Consider the following 23,062-nt stretch of genomic DNA (forward strand, 5'->3'; position numbering starts at 1 on the left):
TGGCAGATCAGTTGGTTAGCTCGGGTCTCCTATCAGACATAGGAACCTCCTGTTTAGCCGTACAATACTTACAGCGAACCGCCTTTTCCGGAATTTCCGATAAGCATTCAGGGCAATCCTTTGTCAGCTTCTTCGGTGCGGGCTGATTCTCCTGTTTTTTACGGAAACGATTTAACTGCTTCACAGCTAAGAAAATCACTACAGCTACGATCAGAAAATCAAGTGCATTATTGATGAAAAGTCCATAATTTAAAGTAGGCGCACTCGCTGCCTTCGCCTTGGCCAAGTTTTCATAATGAGTGCCATTCAAGCTGATAAACAAATCGCTAAAGTTTACTCTGCCAAGCAAAAGTCCTATAGGCGGCATGACAATATCGTTGACAATGGACGTAACGACCTTTCCAAAAGCTCCTCCAATAATGACCCCGATTGCCAATTCAATCATATTTCCTTTTAAAGCGAATTCTTTAAACTCTTTAATAATTTTGGATGCCATTCACGTATTCCTCATTCCACGACATTTTTCTTTATCATAACTGATTTTTCATGGAAGGTCGAGCAATCTCTGATAGAGTGGTCCCATAAAGACACTCTTTCTCTTAATATCCACAGCCGTAAAAGAATAACCTCCCAAACCACTTATGAAGTGATTCGAGAGGTTATTTACATACTTTAGGTTAAGCTTTTCTTTTGGAAACGGCAAGGATCAAGGCAACAAGTCCAAACACCAATGCTGCGATAGACAAGTACAGCGGTGCTTGTGAAGCACTCGCAGCCGGGCTTGCAGCAGCTGGAGCCGCTGTGTTATTCGCGGCAGGAGCTGCTGTTGTATTACCATGGCTATCGGCAGCCGCTCCGGACGGCTTGGCACTCACCTTCGTGATCGAAGCCGGTTTATCGGCACCTTCAGCACCTATCCATTCAACCACAGTACCGTTTTTGTAGGTTTGATACGCTTTCCACACAATTTGGGTCGCATTGTCGGCTACCTTGCCCTGCATATAAAACTCACTGAATTCGGTAGGGGACAATCCCTCACCTGTTGCCGTCCAGGTTACACCTGTAATTTTACCGGATGCATCCTTGGCTAAATCATACTTCCAGCCAGGCTTGGGCTCAAATCGCGAGATCGACACCGCATCTACTGCAAATCTGACTTCAACCTTGGTGGTTGGCGATTCTTTATCCTCAGAAGGTACCCGTACAGCAAACTTTTCGTAGCTGCCCTGTACGGCCGTCGGTGGTTGTACGGTGACGTGAGCGTTCGCAACCCCGCCTCCCAGCATTGAGATCAACAGTCCGGTTAATAGCATGACATTCCATTTTTTCATCATTCGTTTCGTCCCCTCAGGCATCATTTGTCTTAGTATCAATGTAATCGATCTAAGATATCCTGGGTATGACTCAACTGGGCTATTTGTTATCATTATTTTGGCTAAACTGTGTCAATCCGTGCCTGATCGCATAAGCCGTTAGCTGTACCCGGTTGTCCAGCTCCAGCTTGGCCAATATATTTTTGATATGATTTTTGACTGTATTTTCAGTGATAATAAGCTGCTCGGCGATTTGCCGATTGCTTTGCCCGCTTGATACGCAGGATAAAATCTCTACCTCACGGGGAGAAAGACCGCTGGGCTTGGCCAAGGATTCCGCCTGTCTGGACGAGGAACGGAACAATTGAAATAACCGATCCGCCATCCCGCGTGAAATTTCACTATTGTCATCCAACAGCCCCTTCAAATATACCATCCATTCATCCGGGTCCATATTTTTCAATAAATAGCCCTGGGCACCATTCTGGATAGCCGTGAACAGATCTGCCACATCATCAGAAACCGACAGCATCACAATTCGCGTATGGGGATACAGCTGTTTAATTTTACGGGTTGCTTCCAAACCGCTCATAACGGGCATTCGAATATCCATCAGAACAAGATCTGGCTGATGCTCACTACACATCTCGATGGCTTGTTCACCGTCCAATGCCTCGGCCACAATCTCAAAGCCGGCTTCCTGCTCCAGCAGCAGACGAACTGCTTTACGCGCCAACGGATGATCGTCGGCAATCAGTACACGATAGTTCATTCACCTATACCCCCATGCTTTCGAGGCCCGGTTACACGCAGCTCCGTTCCTCCCTGCTCCAACTTTCTTACGCTCAATTCGGCGTTCAGCTCTCCCGCGTGTTTACGCATAAGGCTGATTCCATACCGATTTTGTTCATGGCGCAAACTGTCCGTATCGCTGTAATCCTGGCTGACCCCGATCCCATTGTCACGGATCTCCAGCTTCCAGCCCTGCCCGCGGCCCATCAATTGCAAAGCAATTGCCACATGATCAGCCTGTGAATGCTTGCGAATATTCGTAAACGCTTCGCGAATGATCGCAAACAGCTGCACCTCCGCGGACGGGGGTACACTTTGCTCCTGGATATCCACATGCTGCTCCACGGGGATACCGCTCAGCGCACTCCATTCTTCAAGCCACGTACCCAATCGCTGACTGAAGGTAGCCCCCTCCTCCGGCGCCGTACGAAGATTATAAATAGCCTGACGCAAATGCTGATCGATTTCCGTAACGGCAGATCGTGCCTCCTGAACATTGCCTTGTTTGAGCTGTACGTTCAGAAAAAACAATATTTGTGCAATATTGTCATGCAGCTCTTCCGCAAGCCGCTCACGCTCCTCATACACAGCCCGCCGCGACTGCTCGGCAGCCAGCCGCTCATTGGTACGGTCAATCCGGATAAACATCCATGTGGCGAACAGGTAGGACAACAGCAGCGTCAGGAAAGTAATATATACGTTTCCCGCTTCCATCGATAATTCGGACAATAAAAAATCATGACGAATATACTCAAAGCTGCCAATAATGAGTGGTGGCACCATAATTGCCAACAGTTTTAGCTTGCCAAAGGACATCACATTCAACTCACTTTATTCGCTTTTATCTCTGACCAGGTATTACGTATGTATGCCTAAGTAATTTGCACGCGCGCGAGCTGGATAACTTCTTCAATCCCTTTCAGTTTTTGCTCGAAATGCTGGATTTGAACCTGATAGGACGATAGTAAAGCTTGTACGCCTGGTCGCTCCGAGCATGCCTTGCTGATGACAACATCTCCCCCAACACTCAGACCTTGAGTTCTTGCTGCCAGATTGACTGTCCGCCCAAAATAATCCAAAAGTTGATTGGAGTTCACAACAATTGCAGGGCCTTGATACAAGCCCATTTTGATGATGATTGGTGTATCCGAATGGTGCTTCCTGTTAAACTCATCCACGTGAGTCTGTACATCCAGTGCCGTCTTGACGGCGTTCTCCGGATGCTCAAACACGGCCATTACCGCATCACCAATCGTTTTTACGAGTGTTCCCTTGTTTTCATTGACCCAGCTTATCAGAAAATCAAAATGATTTCTAACCTGACCATAAGCATGAGCATCCCCAACCTGCTCGTAAAATGCCGTCGAGCCCAGCAGGTCGCTGAACAAAATTGTTACATTTTCTATACTCACCTGCTGTCCTGGAGCCAATACCTCCGATGAAAACATACTGCGGAATTCGTGCATGGTCGTTACTTTGGATGCCGTCACCGTGGTGTCTTCCCAATCAGCCTTCTCTAAGGCAATGATCACATTTTCGCTGCTGCGGTTTATAAGCTTCATGTGGGTACCGGCTAAAGGCTGCTCTATCGTCGAAATCGCCCATCCGTGTCCATCATATAGAAGCTCCAGCTGCGGGGAAGTTTCAGGTCCATCATCCGTACGAGCAGCTGCAGTTTGAAGGCTAGCCAGATTGACTGGATGTCCCTTCCAAATTTCATGAGGCTCCGTATCAATAACGTTGCTCTGCTTTCCGGACTGCAATCGTTCTTGCTGACGAATCATGGAAACCATTTGATTTGAGCGTAAAACCCGCAGCCTAAACAGCTCAGGTACCTCAGGAAAAGCGAACACAGCGTCCTCACCAGCAGCTATTTCCAGCTGTACATGAATATGAGGCGTAATCGACGGGCCGCCAACGCAAAATATTTGTTTGTACGCTCTACGCAGATTAGGATGCACCGAAAAGCACAGCTCCACATATTTGTCGAAATTAACCTCATAATTAATTCCACAAAAGTCGCAATGGTACTGAGGTTTAAGGCCTGACATCGTTTCTGCGCCAGCTTTGGATACTCGGCAATTCGGGCAGATCAGGTGCCAGCTTAGGTTGGTAATGCCAAGCTTTGTCGCGTAAAGAAACATGCGCAGCAGCGCTTCCCGTTCTATCCCCCAGCTCTTCGCCAGCTCGTAGGGACGCATGTCTATCACCTGATCGTCTCCGCTAACCATCAAATGCTCCCGAAGACGCTTTGTCATACTTGGATCTCCCGTTGCACGCTCAAGCTCAGTGAGCAAACGATCTAGCTCCTCCGTATTCACCTTATAGCTGGCAGCCTGCTGGGGCAGCAAATGATCCTTTTCTTGCTCCTTTAACAGCAAGTAATTTTGTAAATATTTTAATGTTTTGCGCATCGAGCTGACTCCAACAATCGGTATAGCTGCAAGTCCAAGCACATTTGCAGGTGTAAATTCGGCAAACAGCTTAACCTTGGTAGCCCTGGAGCCATCAGGCAGCACAGTATCCGCATCCTTGAGCTCAATACCGCCCCAAAAACGCTTCAGTGGCCCGCCGCGATATTCACGAACTACATCGTAACGAACATGCTTTACCCATTGAAAAGGATGCTCCCTCCAGCGCATGGGAACAACCCCTGCTACCTTGGCAGACAGCTCCTGAAAGAAATCGGTATTGTGAGAATGAAAAGAAGTAGATCGAATCGGAAAAAGTCCAATGACCCGGTTTAAATGCTCTGTGTTGCTCAGCAGCTCCCACACCTTGTCTCGTGATAAAGCATATTCTTGTTCGTATACATGTCTTTGAGCAGACAGTGGCATGTGGTTACCCTCCGTTGATCGCGCTCTGTCCATTATACACCATACACTAGTCGGGAACTAAGAATCTTCTTTGTATAGACATAACGTGTCAAAATGGAATTCGGATTACTGACGAGTATTTATTTTCATTCCTTCCTCACACTGCTGGTGAATTCCGTCCATGGATTGCTCACTCTGATTGTACGAGCTGCTGACTCCACATGACCATTGGACCAAACCGCCCGAAATTGAAACGTATATTCCTGATCAGGCAAGCTTTCAAAATCACTGCGGTACATTTGTGCTGTCCAATCTGTTAAATTAGGAGATGTCAGAACGCTTTGCAATTCGGTATAGGACATGGATGCATGAACCTGTGATGCCTTCTCATTCGTCCTGACTTCCAGTACAAAAGCCTCTCCTGACCAAAATACCTCCTCCGACCGCGGGCGTTCGTCCTCTCCAGATTTCAACCGGTTATAGGCTTTGCGGTTCAGCTCCCACTGCGTGGTATGACGAACAAATCCTTCCACGGTCAAATCGCCGACCCGCACTATTTTGGTCACGGTATCGGAAGCGCCATAAGGGTCTGTTGCTGTCAGCGTCACCACATAATCACCGGGATGATAATCTGTAACAGAAGCTGGGATCAGTGCATTCGTCGTGACCTGGATGGAATGGTAATCAGGTCCTTCGATTTGCCATTGAAAAGTGAGCGGATCCCCATCAGGATCGGTCGATTGGTTAATCAGTGTGACGGCATCCCCTTCAAAAGCTGGCCTGGGTGTCCAATCGAAATCTGCGTGCGGCGGCCGGTTGATCATCATCCACGTTTGCGGGGACCAGTTCGATTCGGCTCCATATTGATCCCACACCTTGACTCTAACCCTCATCTTTTGTCCGGTTGGCAGATCAACGGGAACTGTCATTTTCCCGGTTGTTGAGGTCGTATTCTGCCATGTTTTCCCTGAGTCGTAAATCGTAACGTCATTGGCTTCGTTTGTAATCTGGATCTCATACCAATACAGGACGTACCCAATATCCGGGTCTGATTGATACCAGGTTAGCTCGGGACGCAGTGTGTTTACGATGCTGGGAGCAGCTTGCGTTCCATAAGGAAAGGTCATATAGGCAACAGGCGGACTATTCGTTGACATCCAGCCGATGTTGCTCCAGTCGGACCACGCTTCCCCATCGCTGACCTGCACCTGGACAGAATATTTTTGTCCCATCGATAGTTCGGTTTCCATCGTCCATGCCCAGCTTGTTAAGGGCGTACTCATATCACGATTCGTGACGCACTCTACCGGATTGTTCGATACATCGCGTACACATAAATTGAATGTAGAAAATATCGTGTTCGGATCGATATCGGCCTGATTCCAAGTCAAGGTAGGCTGCAGCGAAACGTGTGAAGGCTCAGCGTAGCTCCCATTCGGGAAAGTAAGCCATACGGTCGGTGGATGATTCGGCGCTACCGGCTGATCGATATCGATAGTTTGAATATACCAATCCGACCAAGCTTTATTCTCGTCTCGAACAGCCATAGCAACCGTATATTCCCCACCCTCTAAGGGTCTGACAAGCTTGCTATCCTTCTTCACACCAGATGGGGTGATATAGTAAAACTTCTTGGCATAAATCCCGTTGTTGGCTGCAAAGGCTGCTTGACAATTGCCATGTGCATAGCAGCGGTCAGGATCAAAGCTCAGGTCCGTCCATCCAACTGTTCCGTCCGATTCGATATGGAGGGTGAATGGCGCTTCAGGTATCCGATGCACAATTAAGTACTGCTCGTAATCCTCCGAATATTTGCGGTACGAATCAAAAGCGGCATTGTCGGGCCTTGGATTATCCGGTACCCGATATTTGAGCTTATATAGCCCAACCTTATCGAACTGTGGAACGGGATTGAGAACGGTTTGACCATGCATCGAAGATAAGCCGAAATCCGCATCATAAGGTGCCCATGTATACGGTAGGAACCGATTAGGATCAATGTGGTCAATGTACCACTGCGTTCCAGGTGCGTACATCGCATCCCTTTCCGGATCGTCATAGGTTGTTTCATACGTAATGGGTGTATTGACGATCGCAGCGCCCGGTGTATCGTAGCTCATATCCGACTCGGACCACATGTAGCTGATGCCTTTAAATTCGGTATTATCGGCTGTTGAATACGGACCAAGCGTACCGGATGTAAACGTGTTATCTACCGCATCCATGATAAGTCCATTTTTTTCATAGATCTTGATATGTGAGCCTGTTATTTTGATTTTGAAAGCTACCTGCTGTTCATTCGCCAGGTAATGGCTCGCAGGTTGAGAAATTGCGGTTTTCCTGCCGTTCACGATACGAAACAGCTGTACATTGTCCTTATATACTTCGACTCTATACATATTTTGGTGATTTTGAATTCGGAATCCCATTCCCGCATGATAATCAGGCCCGTCCAGCTTGGCGAACTTCATAGTCCATGAAATCGTACCGTTGATCACCTGTTGAGACGATGGATTGAACAGTTGGCCGAATGTAATACCTTCATTGCTGTAGGGTGATTGTCCTGTGCTTGGCTTGTAGCCATACGTGACAGCGTAGTAGCTTCCGGACTTCGTAATAATACTGTCCGTATATCTGCTGCTGTTTCTTGGCCATTGATTCCTTGGAAGTGATTGGTTTATTTGTACACCGCTTGTAAGATCTAAAGTTCTGTCGGATAATGGATAAATTCCATAGCCATTCCTATACGTTGTATAATCGGGATAACCGGTAGAGGTCGCAGTGCCTTCCACCCATTCAAAGAAATCTGCAGGCTTGGTTGTCGTTACCGCACTTGAACTCAGATTTTCGTAGTAGTATAGACAACCAGCAGGTGTCTCATATTCAGAGTCATAAGGCCAACAATAAGACATATAGGCGTACTTTTGATCGGCTGATATTCCGTGAAGATAGTTAATTTTATCATTGGCTACGATCTGTTTAATAATAGAAGGAAATCCAGTATCAGCATCCCATCTAATTAAGTGGGGTTTATTCGATATATTAACTATTGTATAATAGTTTCCTTTCGGATCTCCGGCAGGCGTCCAATACCCAATATCGCCGCCATCAACACTATCTTTAGTTTCTGTGGAAACTCCAAGGTAATCATCATAGCCATTGGGTAGATACGCAACATAGGCGTACCACACAGTCGGATTATATGTAGATATTTTGGGTGCAGCCGGGATATTGTCAAATGATTCTGTCTTATAGGGGGTAGCCATATTGTCAGGTTTAAAGGATTTAATTGTCCTGGCCGTAAGGTTAATTTCTTTGAAATCCGAATTAAACCGCATACGAGCATAGTGAGTTGGTTCGTCCCCATTACTGAATGTCGCTCTCTTACTGTTCGGAAAAATATTCAGCGTAGATCCATTGAGTTGCTGCCCATAAGCGCCCGATGCCGATGATGTGTTCAACGCAATTAGATCATTAATACGATACCTCCACCAATTTTCGTTATATTGATAACAAGAACATCCGGATATAAATTTCGGACCTACTTTAGTCACGAACAGGATTTCTCCTAAATCTTTACGCACATACATCGTTGGGATCTCTCCGCTAAGTGCAAAATTGCCTAAAAGGATAGGCTCGTGTGTGTCTCCTACGATATGATAATTCTTCACATTACCGTTACCCGAATCACTCAAGTATTCCCCTTGACCTAAATAAAAGTATGCGCTGGAGTCATATGCAGGTAATTTAATTTCTTTTCGATCCAAGCCAACATTTTCGGCCCCAATGGGTAAAGAAAATTTACTATGGTTTCCTTTGCCCATTCTAGCGCTTATTAATCGACCATCGGCAGATGCATACCACCCATTGTTGATCCAGGACTTATCTAGGCTGGTATTCGTCCAGCTCATAAAATCGGACGCTGGGAAAGGAGTTACATTGATGGGCATGGGCTCAGTGGCAATACCTGTAGCTGTAAAGGTGGCAACCGGATTGTCATTGTTCACCTCTACCGGAAAATTCTTCGTTGCACTATCTCCAATCGCCTCAATAGGCAATGAATCTATAAAAATTGAGAAGAATACAAGAACGACGATGATGCTGTTTATCCATTTGTTTGTGCGTATCCGAGTCAATATTGCCCCTCCTATCCATGCTGAATAGGTGGGCTAATGCTATCCCACCTTTTTCAAAATTAATGTACGAGATCCGTGGGTTGTCCCGGTGCCTCAACCACACGAAGCTTGATATTAAATTTCCCTACATGCTGACCTCTCAGCTCTACGATATGAACTCCGGTTTTTGCGATATAAAAAGATTCTGTACCAGATGAATACAGATACTCAGCCCCTAGTACCAAACTATCCTCATCGATTTCTGCTGTTTCTCCTTCATTAAAAATGCCATCATTGTTGCCATCGTAGGCAAATGACCATAATCGCTTAACGATGATATCCTGGTCAACGCTTAATCCGGTTCCAAGTACAGTAAAGGTTGCCAAACCACGATTGGCTATATCACGTCCCGCTTTGTTATTACCTGCAATATCAACAATAGGAGGCAGATCGGGTTTGACTTCTACCGTTTTGGTCGCTGTCCCTGTAAGTCCCTCTGTATCTGTGACGACAAGCGTAACCAGATAATTCCCGAGCTTAGGCGTTTTAAAATCTTTGAGTTTTCCTGACAGCGGCTGGATGTACTCAATATCTGCTTGTGTCCCTGCTGTTTGTCCAGCTATTGGTGCTATCGTCCAGGCATACGTCAACGCCATATCTCTTGGGCTGCTGCTTTTTTCTCCAGATAGTTCAATTCTCCGGCCTTCCTTCAGCCAGCCGCCTACATCGATAACAGCTACAGGTTCAGGACCGATGACATCGAGGTATGAGCAAGCTTTAGCGCTTATTCCTGATTCATTGGTTCCTGTTACACAAACTTGGTGGGTTCCTTTAACAGCTGTCGTTATATTCGAATACTGCGTTTTGTTTAGTGGCGAGGTCCAACCCATGGAGGCTGGTAATCCTGCAAGCCAGCTTGTGCTTCCTGTGAAAGTCCAGCTCAGTGTTACTTTCTCGTTTTTGCTATCGGTGGCTGCTGCCTTTACGAAAACATTGTCGTCCTGTACAACGGTGGATGTTTTCGCACCTGTGCTGGTTTTGTACCAATCCACTTGAACAGTAGGGGCACCTGCGACTTTGATAATTTCGAAATTTTCTGGTCCTATCAAGGATATTCGGCCGCAGCTATCCTCGACGTCATACATGACGATAACATTCCCAGCTCCAATGTTACCGGGATAGGTCGTAGACCCCGCCATTTGCCACGCAAAGCCTATGGTATCTTTGCCACCGACAATGGGAGTCCAGCCGTATGCGTAAGCGTTATTGCCTTGCGTGACTCGAAACCGTCCTGTAACGGCTGTGCAGCCATTGGCCGGATCTGTCAGCGTGACGTTAAAATCATTGGGGTTCTTCCATTCGATGGTTGGATAATGAACCTTTAGGATTCCTTTCCATTCTCCGGGGCAGCCTGCGCCTAAACTGCATCCGCCAGTTCCCTCGTCACCATCACCCGGACAATTGACTACAGCTGTAAAGGACTCGGTTTTCGAATTGTTGTCGGTGGTTTGCTCGTCCAATGAATTGTCACTATTGGCGAAGATTGTGATTCCTTTTGTTCCTGGAGCTGAGAATTCATAGGTAAATGTCCCGTCCTTCGTGGTTGTTTCGATCCCATTGAACGTATGGGTAATGATCTCTACCCCATCTGCTGAAATCTTGACCTTAAATGGGCTGGATGTGGCTGGGCCGCTGTTCGTGATGGAATACTTGAATGTAGCGCTTGTCCCTGCTTTAATGCAGGAAGGTCCAGTTAAGGTAGGAACAGTTAAATCGACTTTGGCTGTAGGTGCTGCTGTGTAGGCTACGGCTTCGAGCTTGGGGTATTTGTAGACGTAACCAGTTAGTTTGATCATCCAATTGCTTAACCATCGTAAAACAACACCATTACCGTCGCTTCCGTCTGAGACCTCTTGATCTCGGTATGTTGAAAAAAGAGTAGTAAAATTAAAACGGTATTTAAGAGTCGGAATGTCAAGGTAGTCAGTGGACAATCCTATTATGTTGGAAGCAGTTAGGCTACCGGAATTATCGAGTTGAAAATCTGTAGTATTGAATTCCAGATGGACTGCATCAGTTGCATTAATTTTCATAGGGCTAGCGCCAATTACATCTAATTGCGTTAAGGGCAAAGTGCCCTCTCTGTAATCGTAGGCACTATCACAATACTGCACTGTAGATTCATATCCGGAAGGATACGCAGGAAGCATTTCTCCATATGGCATTCCCCTCTTGTGTTGTAAGCACGAACCTGGCGGTGGAGTCGGATTAATTTTATTGGCATCATTCCTGTAAAAACGATGTGTTTGTCCCCCATCTGCCGCAGAATCATCATAATCGAACATCCATACTTTTTGGTTGGGGTCTCTAAACCATTCAAAAGATCCTGGATTAAGTTTTACGTAGCTGTTTGTGCCAACCATAATTTGGCCTTGTTGTTGTAAGGGGGTGGCAACTTTATAATTATTGCTACCTGCACTGACCATTTCTTGTAAAACCATGTGCGTGTTCGCATCCCTAAGTTCAACCTTGGTTATAGGGTCACCTGAAGGATTGGAAATTACAACCTCTTTGGGTGTTACACTTTTTAGCTTGGAACCATAAGAGCTACCATCTGGCATAGTAAAAAGCATATCACTGCTATTGTAATCAACCACTTGTACAATCTGCTCTCCTGCAGCTTGAGTTTTGTTCGGTTCTATTAAAAAAAGCAAATCAGAAAAGATGAGGGAAAAGGCTATGATTATATAAAATAGTCTTTTCACCTACTTTCCTCCCAATGATTTATTAATTATAGATTCAAAAACGATAGGATTTCCTGATTCCCCTAACCCCATTGCTGGTCTTTTATAAATACTAAACCCATTCCCATCTACACCCTTCATTTTCGGAACCAATTGTCCGGTAACCAATCTAATATCATGTGTACCTGCTTGTAAAATTGTATTTCCGAACTGCAAGCCAGCCGGAACATGTTCAGCATATGGTGTAACATCTTTGAGAAGTCCGTCTTGTCCGATGTTATCGGCTACTACATACATGCTTGCTACATCCAAATATGAGTATTGAAAAAACTCCCTTTTTGAAACCTCCACATAAAAATGATCAAAGGACAAAAACGCATAGGCATTGGTGGGCACATCTTGAGTATACGTACGCTCATTACCAACCTTTATAGTCCATCGCATATTCTCCGGAATTAGCTTACGATTCGGATCAGTTGGATCACCCATATCCACGACTATGTATTTTTCCGTTTCCGAAAAATAGCCATTAGCGTCTTCATACCGAAGCTTACTAAAATCCAGCACATTCCCCTGTTGAGCTCCCCATCCAAAGTATTCAGGTGCCATCGTATACACATTTGTCTTGTGCCAGGCAACTTCTGCCGCCGAAGTCGCATACTTATCCCACGGCAGCTTTTCTCCAGCTTTAAGCTTCAGCATCCTTTCAATGACCGTGATCGCCTGTGCTCTCGTTGTCGGTTGATCCGCACCGATCGTCCCTTGATTATCCAAGCCATTGATAATGCCTTTGCTGGTGGCCAAATACATCCACTTTAAAGCGTCTGTGTTTTTCTCTCCAGCGCTTCTAACGGCTATCCTGGCCATTTCCTCGCGGGTAATAGGGGTGTTAATATCGCCGCTGGTGTAATCCTCGTAGCGATGGATTCCATTCGTTATAGCCGACTCGACAAAGGGCTCGTACCATTTTTTGTCCGATGCTGGCGAGGTTTTGAAGCTCATAGCTGTGACAGCCATTTTAATGAATTCAGCTCTGCTCACATTTTGCTCCGGTTTGAAGGTTTCATCTACATACCCGTCTACGTAGCCTTTTTGCACAGCGATTTGGACATCTGACTCTGCCCAGTGTCCACGGATATCTTTAAAGTGAATCGCAGCAGTTGCATACATCGGAGCTGAGTGTAGCGAGACTGTGTATGCAGTAAGTAAAGTAACGGTTGTAAGCGACTTTAATAGTTTCATATGAAATTGCCTCCATTTAGGTGTCGATTATGTATATATTGCGATTCCAAACAAAAATAGCACCCCAAACCTAAGGTAATAAAACCTCGAATGGCGGTGCTTCCGACATAATATGATGAAATTATTTGGCATAATCCAATATTTTCCTACACTAGTTCGATTATACAGGAATTTGGATTATTTATGCAACTGTAAAATTTAGTCCCTTCCGTTACTTGGGATCCAAGGTACCATAAGCCTGCTCCAAGCCATCCTCCGACCCTTTGGCGTGGCCTACTTTGAATCCTTCCTCATAACCACTGTTGTAGCCTTTGTTATACTCCTCACTGTACGCTGCCTCTTTACGGGGACTGGCTTTAGGGGCATTGACCTTGCGTCTGGAAGTGCGGAATTTGCTCTTGCTCAGTCGCTTTCCAGTAATCCTAGATGCCCGTTTTTTTGCGGCGGTTGCCTTACTTTTTAAAAGTCTCTTGGCGACTGCAGCTTTTTTTCCGATCACTTTTTTTCGGCTGGATACCGATCTCTTCGCATGGATATGGACTTGCTTGCTGATTATGAGCGGTTTGCGAACGATCCGACGCTTCCCAGTTGCACTCATTCCCATTGCCAGTGTTCCTCCCCTCGAATTAAGACTATTTTCCCTGCTCATCTTCACTCAGCTCTTTTCCTGTGTACCTTCGCGCAATTCCGTTACATATTCATGGTTTAACCAAGGTTTACCGTTATGCCCTCGTACTCGTACTCTGCGATGAATCGCAATTCCTGTTATTTTGGCTGTAAGCTGCCGCTGGTAATTGCTGATCTGTTGAATATTATCGACAACACGCTGTACGGTTTCTTTTGGGTTCGTAGTGATCATCTCAGCGTTTATGTGGGCATCTGCAGATTTTTGAGTGAGTTCTGCAACAGCTTCAAGCATTTGGGTAAGCGCACGCTGGCTTCTCGCAAGCGAGGTCAGCATATGCATTTGAATATGGTGCCTATGCATGAATGCTGGGTCGTTGAGCCGATCCGTCATTTGAAGCTCCCACCCAGATTGAACAAGTCTCCCATACCACCGCCGCCTGAACCTGAGCCACCGCCCAGCATATCTTCCTCTTCTTTTTGATTTAAAATAATTGTGATATTTTTGGCGATTGCACTTTCCATCTTCGTAAGTCCGTCTATCAGCTCGATTAATTGATCGTGAACATCCATAGTTTCCTTCACCTGCTGCGCATGATCCTCATAGGCAGAAAGGTTGAGACGATTGCATATCCAATGACGAGACTTCACGGCTTCAATCGCCTTCGCTTCTAAAATGATTGCAATATTCAATTGAAACTTGGCCGCTGCTGTCATCATCCGATTAAACGATTCCGGTCTGCTCAAAGCACTACCTCCCTAACTGTACAATGTTTACTACCAGAAGGTCTGCGATCTATTCGTCAGCAGCCTGATCTCCCATTTCCTTCATCACGCAGGTCATATTTTCTGCCAAGGCATCCTCTAAATCGGCCAAGCTGTTCAAATAGGAGGTAACGCTTTTTGTAATAAGCAGAGAGTGCTCCATCAACGATTGAATTTCGCCCAGGTTCGGATCTACTGTCGAGACTTGATGATTAAGCGAGGATAAATGAACTATCACATGCCGTTTGGCCTCAATGATATTGGCCATTTGCTCCTGCGAGTTGGCCATATGATGAATCATCTCCGTGATTTGATTTTGCACCTTTTACCCCTCCTCAAAGCTTCCGTAGGAAGCTGACTTCGTTATACTACTAAAATTTCCACAGGGAAATCGGATATCATCAAAAGCTGCTTTGAGCAATTCTTTTAAAAAATGGACTTCTCATAAACGCACAGTTTCTCCTGTAGCCTATGCCACAATGTTCAGGAAAGCCACTGTTCCCACTGCCCAAATCTTAAATATTGTCCGCTCTCAGCGTAATTGGAGCAATAATTGGCAGTCCTACGGGTATGCTGCCTAACTGGGATTCATTCACAGCTGCCGGTTTCTGACGATCAAACCCCCATACGGATATCGCAAGCTCGGATACAATCCTTCGCAGTCGCCCACCCTCATGAAGAAACAATTGTCCATCCCGTTTTTGAAGCACCCTTCCTTCCGGCAAGCCTGAGCTTGGATCAACTGTTGCATGTGTACGATTACGAAGCTCATCCGCATGTATCTCAACTCCACGTAGACAGCCCCTCAGCTCCACATGTGACAGACGAGTTGGAGACACCGGTAAGCTGTCCGTTCCTGTTAGAGGGCGACGTACACCAGCATGCAGCTCATAGACAGCACCCCGGTTTCCCTGTACAACAGCATGATCCGGGTAGTAATGAATCATCGATCGTCGTTCTCCATTGGCCGGCATCCCCTCCATTTCAGATAGGAGCTGGTCCACACTTCCCCACTTTTTAGCATAATAATCAAGATTGCGTCCATAGACCTCTCCCATCTCCGAGCCAAGCGCCTTCATGCTCACACTACCAACGTGATGAATGAAAGAATCACCTGCGATTACAAGATCCAAGCCAAGCAGCCGAACCCGGAGGCAAAAATCATCATCCTCACAATTCCCGATCTGGAAGCCTTCATCAAAATAACCAAGCCGCTCGAACAACTCCCTTCGAAAAAGCAGGCAAAAGCCGGTGATCCGAGCCGTTTTTTTCCAGCGCAGCGGATCGGGTCGATTAAATTCTGCAGCAAAACGATGCATTTCTTCCAACGACGTATATGAGGTGGCAACCAGCTGCTCTCCGCTAATATAGTTGGTCATTGGACCCACCAGCCCAAAGCGTTCATCACTATCGAGACAGCGATGCAGATTAGTCAACCAGCCCTGTGTAACCACCGTATCATTATTAAGCAGCAGCAGCCTGGAGCCTCTGGCCATTTTCATGCCCTGATTTACTCCACCGGCGAAGCCGATATTATCCGGATTGATCCGGTAACGAAGTTTACCTGTCATCGTCCGTAGATAGTCTGCTGTACCATCGGTTGAAGCGTTATCGATCACGATGATCTCGTGAGGCTCAGGTGTAAACTGACTGATGCTTTCGATACACTGCCGCAGCAGCTCACCTTGATTAAAGCTCGGGATAATAATACTGGTGCCCTCGAACATCACGGTGAAAGAAGTGGCACCTGCAGTGACACCTGAAGGATAACCAGTATCATAGCCTGCCTGATAACCGGCTTGATATCCTAAGCTGTATCGCCGAGATGCCTTGGCGCCCTTCGATTGACGCTTCGGTTTCCTGCTCATCGATAAAGCCTTCCGCCTGCGCGAGGAACGTCCCGATTTCCTTCTCTTAAGGACGGTTTTCCGCTTGCTTATAGCCTTTTTACGTCTTCTGGTCATTCGGAGTATACCTCCTTCCCGTCTGTATCATCTTGTGTAGTTGAACTCCACAGCCTGCTGCTTCAGTGCAGGATTTCTTTTCGGGTTGCCAGCTCATCTGCCAAATGGCCAAAATCGATGGCGACCTTACCCATCTCGGTTGCGATTCGCTGTGCTATTGTGACTGCTGATACCCCTGCAGAAATAAGCGCAAGATCAAATTCACGGCGAGATACCTCCTCCATCACACGGGGAATATCCCTGACCCCATGTACCGGAGTGACAATACCGCTAACCGTGATACCCTGCTCGGTCAGAACAGCAGCTAACATTTCAGCCATATTGCCTACAAGCAGTATCCGGCTACCACGCAGCAGCCCTGCTAGTCGCCCTTCCTTAAAAATGTAATAGTTGACAAGGGAGTGAGTCAGACTCAGGCTATGGTAGTCGATTCCGTTCGCGCGCAGCGCTTGAAAAGCCATAGGCTGATATGTGAAATTGCGGAGCTTCGGAATGCCTACCACCGTTGCCTGCTTCAAGGAGCTAATAAGCTGATCTCTCGCTGCCAGATCCGGCACATCGACTCCAGCATAGCTGAGAAACTTCCCTTCCTCCTTAACCTGATCAATAGTGAGCACGGTATCCTGAGCCATCGTCAATACTTCGCCATCTCCAATACGCACAAGTGAAAAAGGGGTTTTGGTATCCAGTGCATGCCGCAGACGATGAGTAACTTGCTCTGCATTTTGCAAAATAAAAAATTGGGATTGCAGCTGCCCGATCCCCGCTTCAATAATATGTCGGATGGATAGTTCAGGTAGTATCGCATCGAATGGCAGCAGCGAATCTACAATTCCGTCGCCTCCTGCATACAAGCCTTCCTTATGTCCATCACGGTGTCCCTGGTTATAGCTCTGCTCGTGAATCCGCTCGTGGATCAAGCTGTTGGAGTTCTTGGACTGGCCGTCCTGATATCCGGACTGATAGCCCTTGGAATGCGATTCATCCAGCATCTGATTGACTATGGATGGACGGAACCGTTTGGTATTATCCGCTTTTCCTCTGACCAGGGTTCTTCTCCCTGTTTTATTTAAATCTTTACTACGTTTTCCACCGAGCTTCCTCTTCAGCTTAAAAGTCGACTTATGTGTGCCTCGGAGCTGCTTGCCGTATGAAGAAGTTTTACCCCCAGTGGGCTGCTTCCTGCCCTTCCGCTTTACCTTTATTTTCATCGTTTCAACACCTCATCATTGTCACATTGTGTGCAGCTGTTCATGACTGAAAGGCCGCATGCAGCAGCTCTTGAAGCCGTGAGCTATACGTATGCTCCCGCACTGTTCGTGCCAGCCCCTTCAACGCTATGCGTCTGCGCTGCTGCTCATGCTGCAAGTAATACTCGATTTTATGGGCCAGCTCCTCTGGCGAAGCAAACGTCTCAATCTCTTCACCCGGTATATAAAATGCCGCGAGTCCCTCTCTGGCATCAACCAGTTGAAGGGTTCCAGCAGCGCTAATTTCAAACGTGCGTGGATTGGGTGATAGTGCTGGGACCCTCCGCTGATTGGCATTGATTTCATCATCATCAAAGGCGCGGTGGCAGTTAATGACGATCTTGGCACCCGCATAACAGTTGACTGTATCCTCGCTGGTCAGCCAAGCGGCATCTCCACGAATAAACGGCTGCAGCATCGAATAGTGCTCCAGCCGTTCCCACCATCTGCCGGCAATACATGTTTTTTTCGATGCCAGCAGTGGAGCGATTGCATCCATTAAGGTGATGCGATTACGATAGCCGCTTCCCAGAAAGCAAATATCATGATGGAACTCGGCCGCAACTCGCTGAGGCTTGTAAATGTGTGTAGATACCGCCAAAGGAATAAAGTGCACGTTCGGACAGCCAAGACCGCGATACCATTCAACACAGCTCAACTCCTGCGTGAACACAATATCGTAATTCAGAGCAATGGCTCCAGACAGATCAGCATAGTAAGGATCATCCGTGAACCAGACCGCCGTGCGATGACCTCGTTGACGGAGCAGCTGCACAGTCTCGGCGGGTACATAATCCATACCGTTAAATACGAGCACGAGGTCCGGCTTCATCGTCTGAGCGATTAAGACCACATCATCAAAAGGTGTAGCTACCCGCAGCTCAGCGACAAGCTCATGCAAGCTGTGCAGCAGCCCTCGTTCTATCGTGGCATAGGGATCTCCCTGCCCGGACACGACAAACAGTATTCGCCATTGTCTGGTTGGAAGTGGTTCCTTCCGCTGATTGCTGCGAATGACCGTCTCACAGCTTCCCAGGTGATACCCCTCGGATTGACCAAGCGGAAAGCCTGTATTCCAGCCCTGGCGAAAGCCGGCGGTCATCCTTCGCTCTACGTGTTTCCTAACAATCCGTACAGCTTTTGTAATTCCCAGGCTCTTTCGCCTTCGTACTCTCCATGAATGTTTACCTTTTCCTGCAGCTTTCATCGTCATCTCCCCCCTTGATCGCTATGATGGGAATAATAGCTGCAGCATCGTCAGCAGCCTTTTGCTGTAGGTATGCTGCTCCATCGTACGGCGCAGCCCACGAAGCGCAACAGCCTCCCGCACCTCATCATGCTCGAGATAATAGCTCGCTTTTTCGATAAAATCCTGCGGCGACTCATAGGTTGCAATCTCTCGTCCGGGTACGTAAAGCTGTGGCAAATCCGTACGTAGATCGGTTAGCTGAAAAGCACCGCTCGCACATATTTCATACGTACGTGGATTAATAGAATGTCCGTTAATACCTCTGCTATTAAAGTTAGCAGGATCTTGATCCGAACGGTGCAGATTGATGACGATCTTCGCTCCGTTATAAAAGCTCGCTGTTTCCTCGGGAGGCATCCAATTAATGTTAGGCTTGATTTTATCCCTAAGCAGCTCGTAGTTGCTCAGACGGTCCCACCACCAGCCAGCGATCATTGTCTTTTTCTGAGCCAAAAAAGGGGCCACCTGTTCAATAAACGCGATCCGGTTCCAGAAACCATTAGCTATAAAGCAAATATCCGTATGATAAGCAATATCCACTTTCTTCGGTGCATACAGATGCATTGCTGCTGCCAGCGGAAGGTAATGAACCTGTGCACAGCCAAGCTCTTTATACCAGGCAACACAATTCATCTCGTGAGTAAACACAACGTCATAATGCGGAGCAAGCACAGCACTGATGTCGGAATGATACGGATCGTCCACCGTCCATACGACCGTTCGGATACCTTGCGCCCGCAAAGCGTCAACCTGTGACGGAGGGAAGCGGGTACCGTTCAAGACAATAACCAGATCAGGGCGCAGCTGTTCTGCCATCGAAGAAGCGTCCTCTCCCTCATGAAGCGGGGTGACCACCCTGACTAACCTCTGGAGAGCTGCAATAATTCCATCATCAAGGGAAACAAAACCTTCCTTTACATAAAAGATGTGTACATCCCAATGCGCTTCCGGCTCCGGAGCTCCCTTACCTATAACCGCCTCGCAGCCTCCCAAATGCAGTCCGTATTTTCTGCCATGTGTGTAACCATCCCGTCGTCCTTCTTCATAACCATTGGTTATATCATGGTGTGGAACGATCGATTTGATCTTCCGTCTGACTGTCCATCGGGTTTTCTTTCCTGCTTTCGATTTAGATTTGAGCGCAATTCTCCGCACGTTACGCCTTGTTTTCATGCTGTATCATCCCCCTTCGATTTTCACGAGGCTCCGGGGACCAACACCCCATTTTTGCACAAATTTGTGGTCGTCTGAGTTAATCAGACTTTGGGCTTGCAGATTGGCTTCTTTATTAGGATTGGAACCACTCAGCTGAAATACAAAAGTATCGCCCGCCATCATTAAGCGATAACCACTCAAACGTGCCCTATGGCAGTAATCATCTTCAAAGTAGCCTGGCGAAAACTGTTCGTCGAGAAAACCAATGCGCTTTACAAGCTCTCTTTTGATTAAAAAGCAAAATCCAGCCAGCCGTTCAACCGACTGCCATTTCCGTGAATCCGGTATATTCGTCTTTTCGGCTGAAGCCTTTGGGGAGCTGCTGGGTTCATCCCCCATTTGCTTACTGCTTGAAAAGTATGTCCCAGGGCCAACAATCCCGATTTCATCACTGCTATAAAGGCAGTTCAACATGTTAGAGAGCCAACGGGGAGAAGCGATAACATCATTACTTAGCAGCAGCAGCGCATCTCCGCTTCCCAGATGCAGTCCCAGATTAAACGATCTCGTAAATCCACGGCTGGATGGAGTGGAAATGAAGTGGATCTGCTGCTGGCGGCAGTACTCGACGGAGCCATCCGTAGAACCACCATCGACAACAATGATTTCATAGGGGGTATCCGTATACTTCTGTATGGACTGAAGACACCGCTGCAGTAAAGGAAGTCCATTGGTATTGGTGATAATAATACTCGTCATCTTCATTCTTGTGAGCCTCCTCCCTACGCCAGATATGACCTTTTTCGAATGAGATCGATAAAGGACAGCCTTTCCCCGCCCAGCTTCTGTACGGCATGGAGCGCTTCAATATGATCCCCGATGATCATATCGGACACAGAATTGTGTGCGCCTGCATTATGTTGATTAACCCTGTTCGTTGTAATCACATCCACACTCCAAGGAGCGGTTACAACCAGCCCTTTGGCAAGTGCAAGCGCCTGGGCTTTAGGCGGCACCATCAGATGTTCTGTGCCAATCGTATCCAGCGCTTTGCGCGATAAGGCATGAGGTACTGCCGTTAACGAATCCACGCCCAGATCAGGTCGAGAAAGCGATACATTGATCAGCTTCTTTACCTTACTAACCGCATCCCAATGCGCATATGTTTTCAAATAAGGCGAGATGTGATTCAGCGCCACGTCCGCCCCACGATCAATAGCAGCTATAAATGGAATTAATTGTTCAGCAGCAATGGTCATATCTCCATCCACATATACAACAATGTCAGCACCCGTAAGCTTTGACCCGATGGCCCGGCCCACATCATAGCCCAAGGGCTCCGGGTAGTGGACAACGATCGCATTCGATCCTTTGCGAACCTTCTGGAAGGTCGAATCGCCAGAACCGTTCACGACGACTATGATTTCTTTCAATGGCATTCGTTGAAGCTGATGCAGCACATTCATTACCGTCGTTTCCTCATTCATTACGGAAATGACGACACTCACTGTGCGATCAGTTGGAAGCAGCATCCATTCTTTAATATTAATACCCGACACAAGGCTATAGCCTGTGAGATAACCTTTTACAGCATCCCAATAATGCTTCCAGGTTCTATTATCAAATGGTTTCTGTTTGAGTCTTTCCAGCCATAGGCTATTTACCCATTTTCTCTGGATGCCGTCCTCTGGCTTAGGGTAATGCAGAGCATCTTCTCGACCCGCTAGTTCGCCCCATAATTTCCAATTAATAGATGTTCGAGGCGATGATCGAAGCGCAAATTTTGACAAATTTCGTTTCTTCCCAGGCCGAAGTGATCCCACTGGACGTTGTAAGCGCTCATTGCGGCTTGAAACAGCTTTACGCTTCATGCTGCTTCCAGCAAACGCACCTTTTTTTTTGCGAAGCTCCATAGCTATCACCTCACCAGCTCTCTCTTTCTGCCCATATCTGTTTTGCCATAACGTTCCCCATGCTCTCGTGTGAGCCAATAAATCGCCTCCAGATGATCTCCTACTATTAGATCACCAACCGGATCCAGCCTTCGGCCTTTACGGCGCAGCGGATTCAGCTTTAATACGTTAATATAATGAACAGCTTCCATACGAAGCTTGGCCGCCTGGGCGATCACCTGTGATTTAGGCGGCACTGCCAAATTCTCCGCTTCAATCTTGTGCAGTGCCTTCCTGCTAATGGCATGGGGTATCGTCGTCATCGAAGCGCCTTTCAAGTCAGTTCTGCCCAGTATCGCATTCAACGCATGTTTGGCTGCCACAACCTGATGGACCTCTTTTCGGTTTGTCAGCCCGGAATAGCTATTGAGCGCCACATCGACTCCATCACTCACAGCTTTCACAAAGGGCCGCAGCTCACGAGCCGAAATGACCATATCCCCATCCAAAAACAGGATCACATCACCCTTAGCCGCCTTTGCCCCGATGCTTCTGCCAATATCATGACCCAACTGCTCCTTGAACTCGATCACAATTGCCCCAAGTCTCTTGGCCAACTGCTTCGTGCCATCCTTGGAGCCATTGCATACGACAATAACCTCGCAAGCCTTATGAACGGCATAAGCTTGATGGATCACGCGCGCCAATGTTTTTTTCTCATTGAATACCGGAATGATGATCGAAACCTTAGGCTTCGAGGCATTACGGACAAGAGTTTGTCGCAGCGGCATTTTCATGGATTCCCAACTCCTGTTCCAGGCTAGTAGTCTCTTCTCCTTCTCCATCTTATGTCTATCCGTCAGGTGAAACAGGGCATTCGTTCCATAGGCTGTAAAATCGGGCGAAAAGCCCGTCCAGAGGCAAACATGAAAATAGATTTCCTTTCCTTAGCCATAGTCAAACGCCGTTTTTTACGGGGAGGGGTCAAGGGTCTATAAGTCGTTCACTACGCCTGCATAGTATGGAGTCAAGTGCATATCCACTGCTGCCTTTTATTCGCTCCACAAGCTGGTTTGCGCATACAAAGCCTCGTTAAATAGCAGGTATTCTAAAAGAATGCCAACAAATGCTTTCCCGGAAA

19 protein-coding genes are annotated in these 23,062 nt (G+C 47.1%); all 19 read right to left on the reverse strand.

Features of this window, described 5'->3' with window-relative positions; translation table 11 throughout:
* Positions 1-7: 7 nt before the first annotated feature.
* The 19 genes from mscL to LRL21_RS04130 all read right to left on the reverse strand — a co-directional run bounded on the left by mscL (position 8) and on the right by LRL21_RS04130 (position 22,766).
* Positions 8-484 (reverse strand): large-conductance mechanosensitive channel protein MscL, encoded by a 477-nt coding sequence (gene mscL / locus LRL21_RS04040; RefSeq protein ID WP_240414654.1) that lies wholly within the window; start codon positions 482-484, stop codon positions 8-10.
* A gap of 193 nt (positions 485-677) precedes the next feature.
* Positions 678-1,331, reverse strand: a complete 654-nt coding sequence (locus LRL21_RS04045) for a YcnI family copper-binding membrane protein (RefSeq protein ID WP_240414655.1) — start codon at positions 1,329-1,331, stop codon at positions 678-680.
* A gap of 82 nt (positions 1,332-1,413) precedes the next feature.
* Positions 1,414-2,085 (reverse strand): response regulator, encoded by a 672-nt coding sequence (locus LRL21_RS04050; RefSeq protein WP_240414470.1) that lies wholly within the window; start codon positions 2,083-2,085, stop codon positions 1,414-1,416.
* Positions 2,082-2,921, reverse strand: a complete 840-nt coding sequence (locus LRL21_RS04055) for a sensor histidine kinase (RefSeq protein ID WP_240414472.1) — start codon at positions 2,919-2,921, stop codon at positions 2,082-2,084. Before LRL21_RS04055 ends, LRL21_RS04050 begins: the two co-directional genes overlap by 4 nt.
* Before the next feature lie 56 nt (positions 2,922-2,977).
* Positions 2,978-4,942, reverse strand: a complete 1,965-nt coding sequence (locus LRL21_RS04060; protein ID WP_240414473.1) for an adenylate/guanylate cyclase domain-containing protein — start codon at positions 4,940-4,942, stop codon at positions 2,978-2,980.
* A gap of 125 nt (positions 4,943-5,067) precedes the next feature.
* Positions 5,068-9,057 (reverse strand): PKD domain-containing protein, encoded by a 3,990-nt coding sequence (locus LRL21_RS04065; RefSeq protein ID WP_240414475.1) that lies wholly within the window; start codon positions 9,055-9,057, stop codon positions 5,068-5,070.
* Positions 9,058-9,116: 59 nt separating this feature from the next.
* Complete coding sequence (locus LRL21_RS04070; protein WP_240414478.1) at positions 9,117-11,801, reverse strand: CARDB domain-containing protein; 2,685 nt, start codon at positions 11,799-11,801, stop codon at positions 9,117-9,119.
* Entirely contained in the window at positions 11,802-13,022 is a 1,221-nt protein-coding gene (locus LRL21_RS04075; RefSeq protein WP_240414480.1) for an S-layer homology domain-containing protein, read from the reverse strand.
* A 211-nt stretch (positions 13,023-13,233) separates the two neighbouring features.
* Positions 13,234-13,626, reverse strand: coding sequence for a hypothetical protein (locus tag LRL21_RS04080; RefSeq protein WP_240414482.1), 393 nt, complete (start codon positions 13,624-13,626; stop codon positions 13,234-13,236).
* A gap of 51 nt (positions 13,627-13,677) precedes the next feature.
* On the reverse strand, positions 13,678-14,040 hold the full coding sequence (locus LRL21_RS04085) for a hypothetical protein (RefSeq protein ID WP_240414485.1): 363 nt from the start codon (positions 14,038-14,040) through the stop codon (positions 13,678-13,680).
* On the reverse strand, positions 14,037-14,393 hold the full coding sequence (locus tag LRL21_RS04090; RefSeq protein ID WP_240414487.1) for an alpha-helical endospore appendage domain-containing protein: 357 nt from the start codon (positions 14,391-14,393) through the stop codon (positions 14,037-14,039). The genes LRL21_RS04085 and LRL21_RS04090 overlap by 4 nt, the downstream gene beginning before the upstream one ends.
* Positions 14,394-14,442: 49 nt before the next feature.
* On the reverse strand, positions 14,443-14,733 hold the full coding sequence (locus LRL21_RS04095; protein ID WP_240414488.1) for a hypothetical protein: 291 nt from the start codon (positions 14,731-14,733) through the stop codon (positions 14,443-14,445).
* Positions 14,734-14,926: 193 nt separating this feature from the next.
* On the reverse strand, positions 14,927-16,375 hold the full coding sequence (locus tag LRL21_RS04100) for a glycosyltransferase family 2 protein (protein ID WP_240414490.1): 1,449 nt from the start codon (positions 16,373-16,375) through the stop codon (positions 14,927-14,929).
* 62 nt (positions 16,376-16,437) lie between these two features.
* The gene (locus tag LRL21_RS04105; RefSeq protein WP_240414492.1) at positions 16,438-17,586 is read right to left on the reverse strand and encodes a GT-D fold domain-containing protein; all 1,149 of its coding nucleotides are present in this window, start codon (positions 17,584-17,586) and stop codon (positions 16,438-16,440) included.
* Positions 17,587-17,626: 40 nt separating this feature from the next.
* Positions 17,627-18,832 (reverse strand): CgeB family protein, encoded by a 1,206-nt coding sequence (locus tag LRL21_RS04110; RefSeq protein WP_240414494.1) that lies wholly within the window; start codon positions 18,830-18,832, stop codon positions 17,627-17,629.
* Positions 18,833-18,853: 21 nt separating this feature from the next.
* The gene (locus tag LRL21_RS04115; RefSeq protein WP_240414495.1) at positions 18,854-20,047 is read right to left on the reverse strand and encodes a CgeB family protein; all 1,194 of its coding nucleotides are present in this window, start codon (positions 20,045-20,047) and stop codon (positions 18,854-18,856) included.
* A gap of 6 nt (positions 20,048-20,053) precedes the next feature.
* A complete protein-coding gene (locus tag LRL21_RS04120) occupies positions 20,054-20,794 on the reverse strand; it encodes a glycosyltransferase family 2 protein (protein WP_240414496.1) in 741 nt (246 codons plus the stop codon).
* A gap of 17 nt (positions 20,795-20,811) precedes the next feature.
* Positions 20,812-22,020 carry a glycosyltransferase family 2 protein gene (locus LRL21_RS04125; protein WP_240414497.1) on the reverse strand — a complete coding sequence of 403 codons (1,209 nt, stop codon included), beginning with the start codon at positions 22,018-22,020 and terminating at the stop codon, positions 20,812-20,814.
* Positions 21,948-22,766, reverse strand: a complete 819-nt coding sequence (locus LRL21_RS04130; RefSeq protein WP_240414498.1) for a glycosyltransferase family 2 protein — start codon at positions 22,764-22,766, stop codon at positions 21,948-21,950. The genes LRL21_RS04125 and LRL21_RS04130 overlap by 73 nt, the downstream gene beginning before the upstream one ends.
* Positions 22,767-23,062 lie beyond the last annotated feature (296 nt).

This window comes from Paenibacillus periandrae, from assembly GCF_022458865.1.
Lineage (GTDB): Bacteria > Bacillota > Bacilli > Paenibacillales > NBRC-103111 > Paenibacillus_S > Paenibacillus_S periandrae.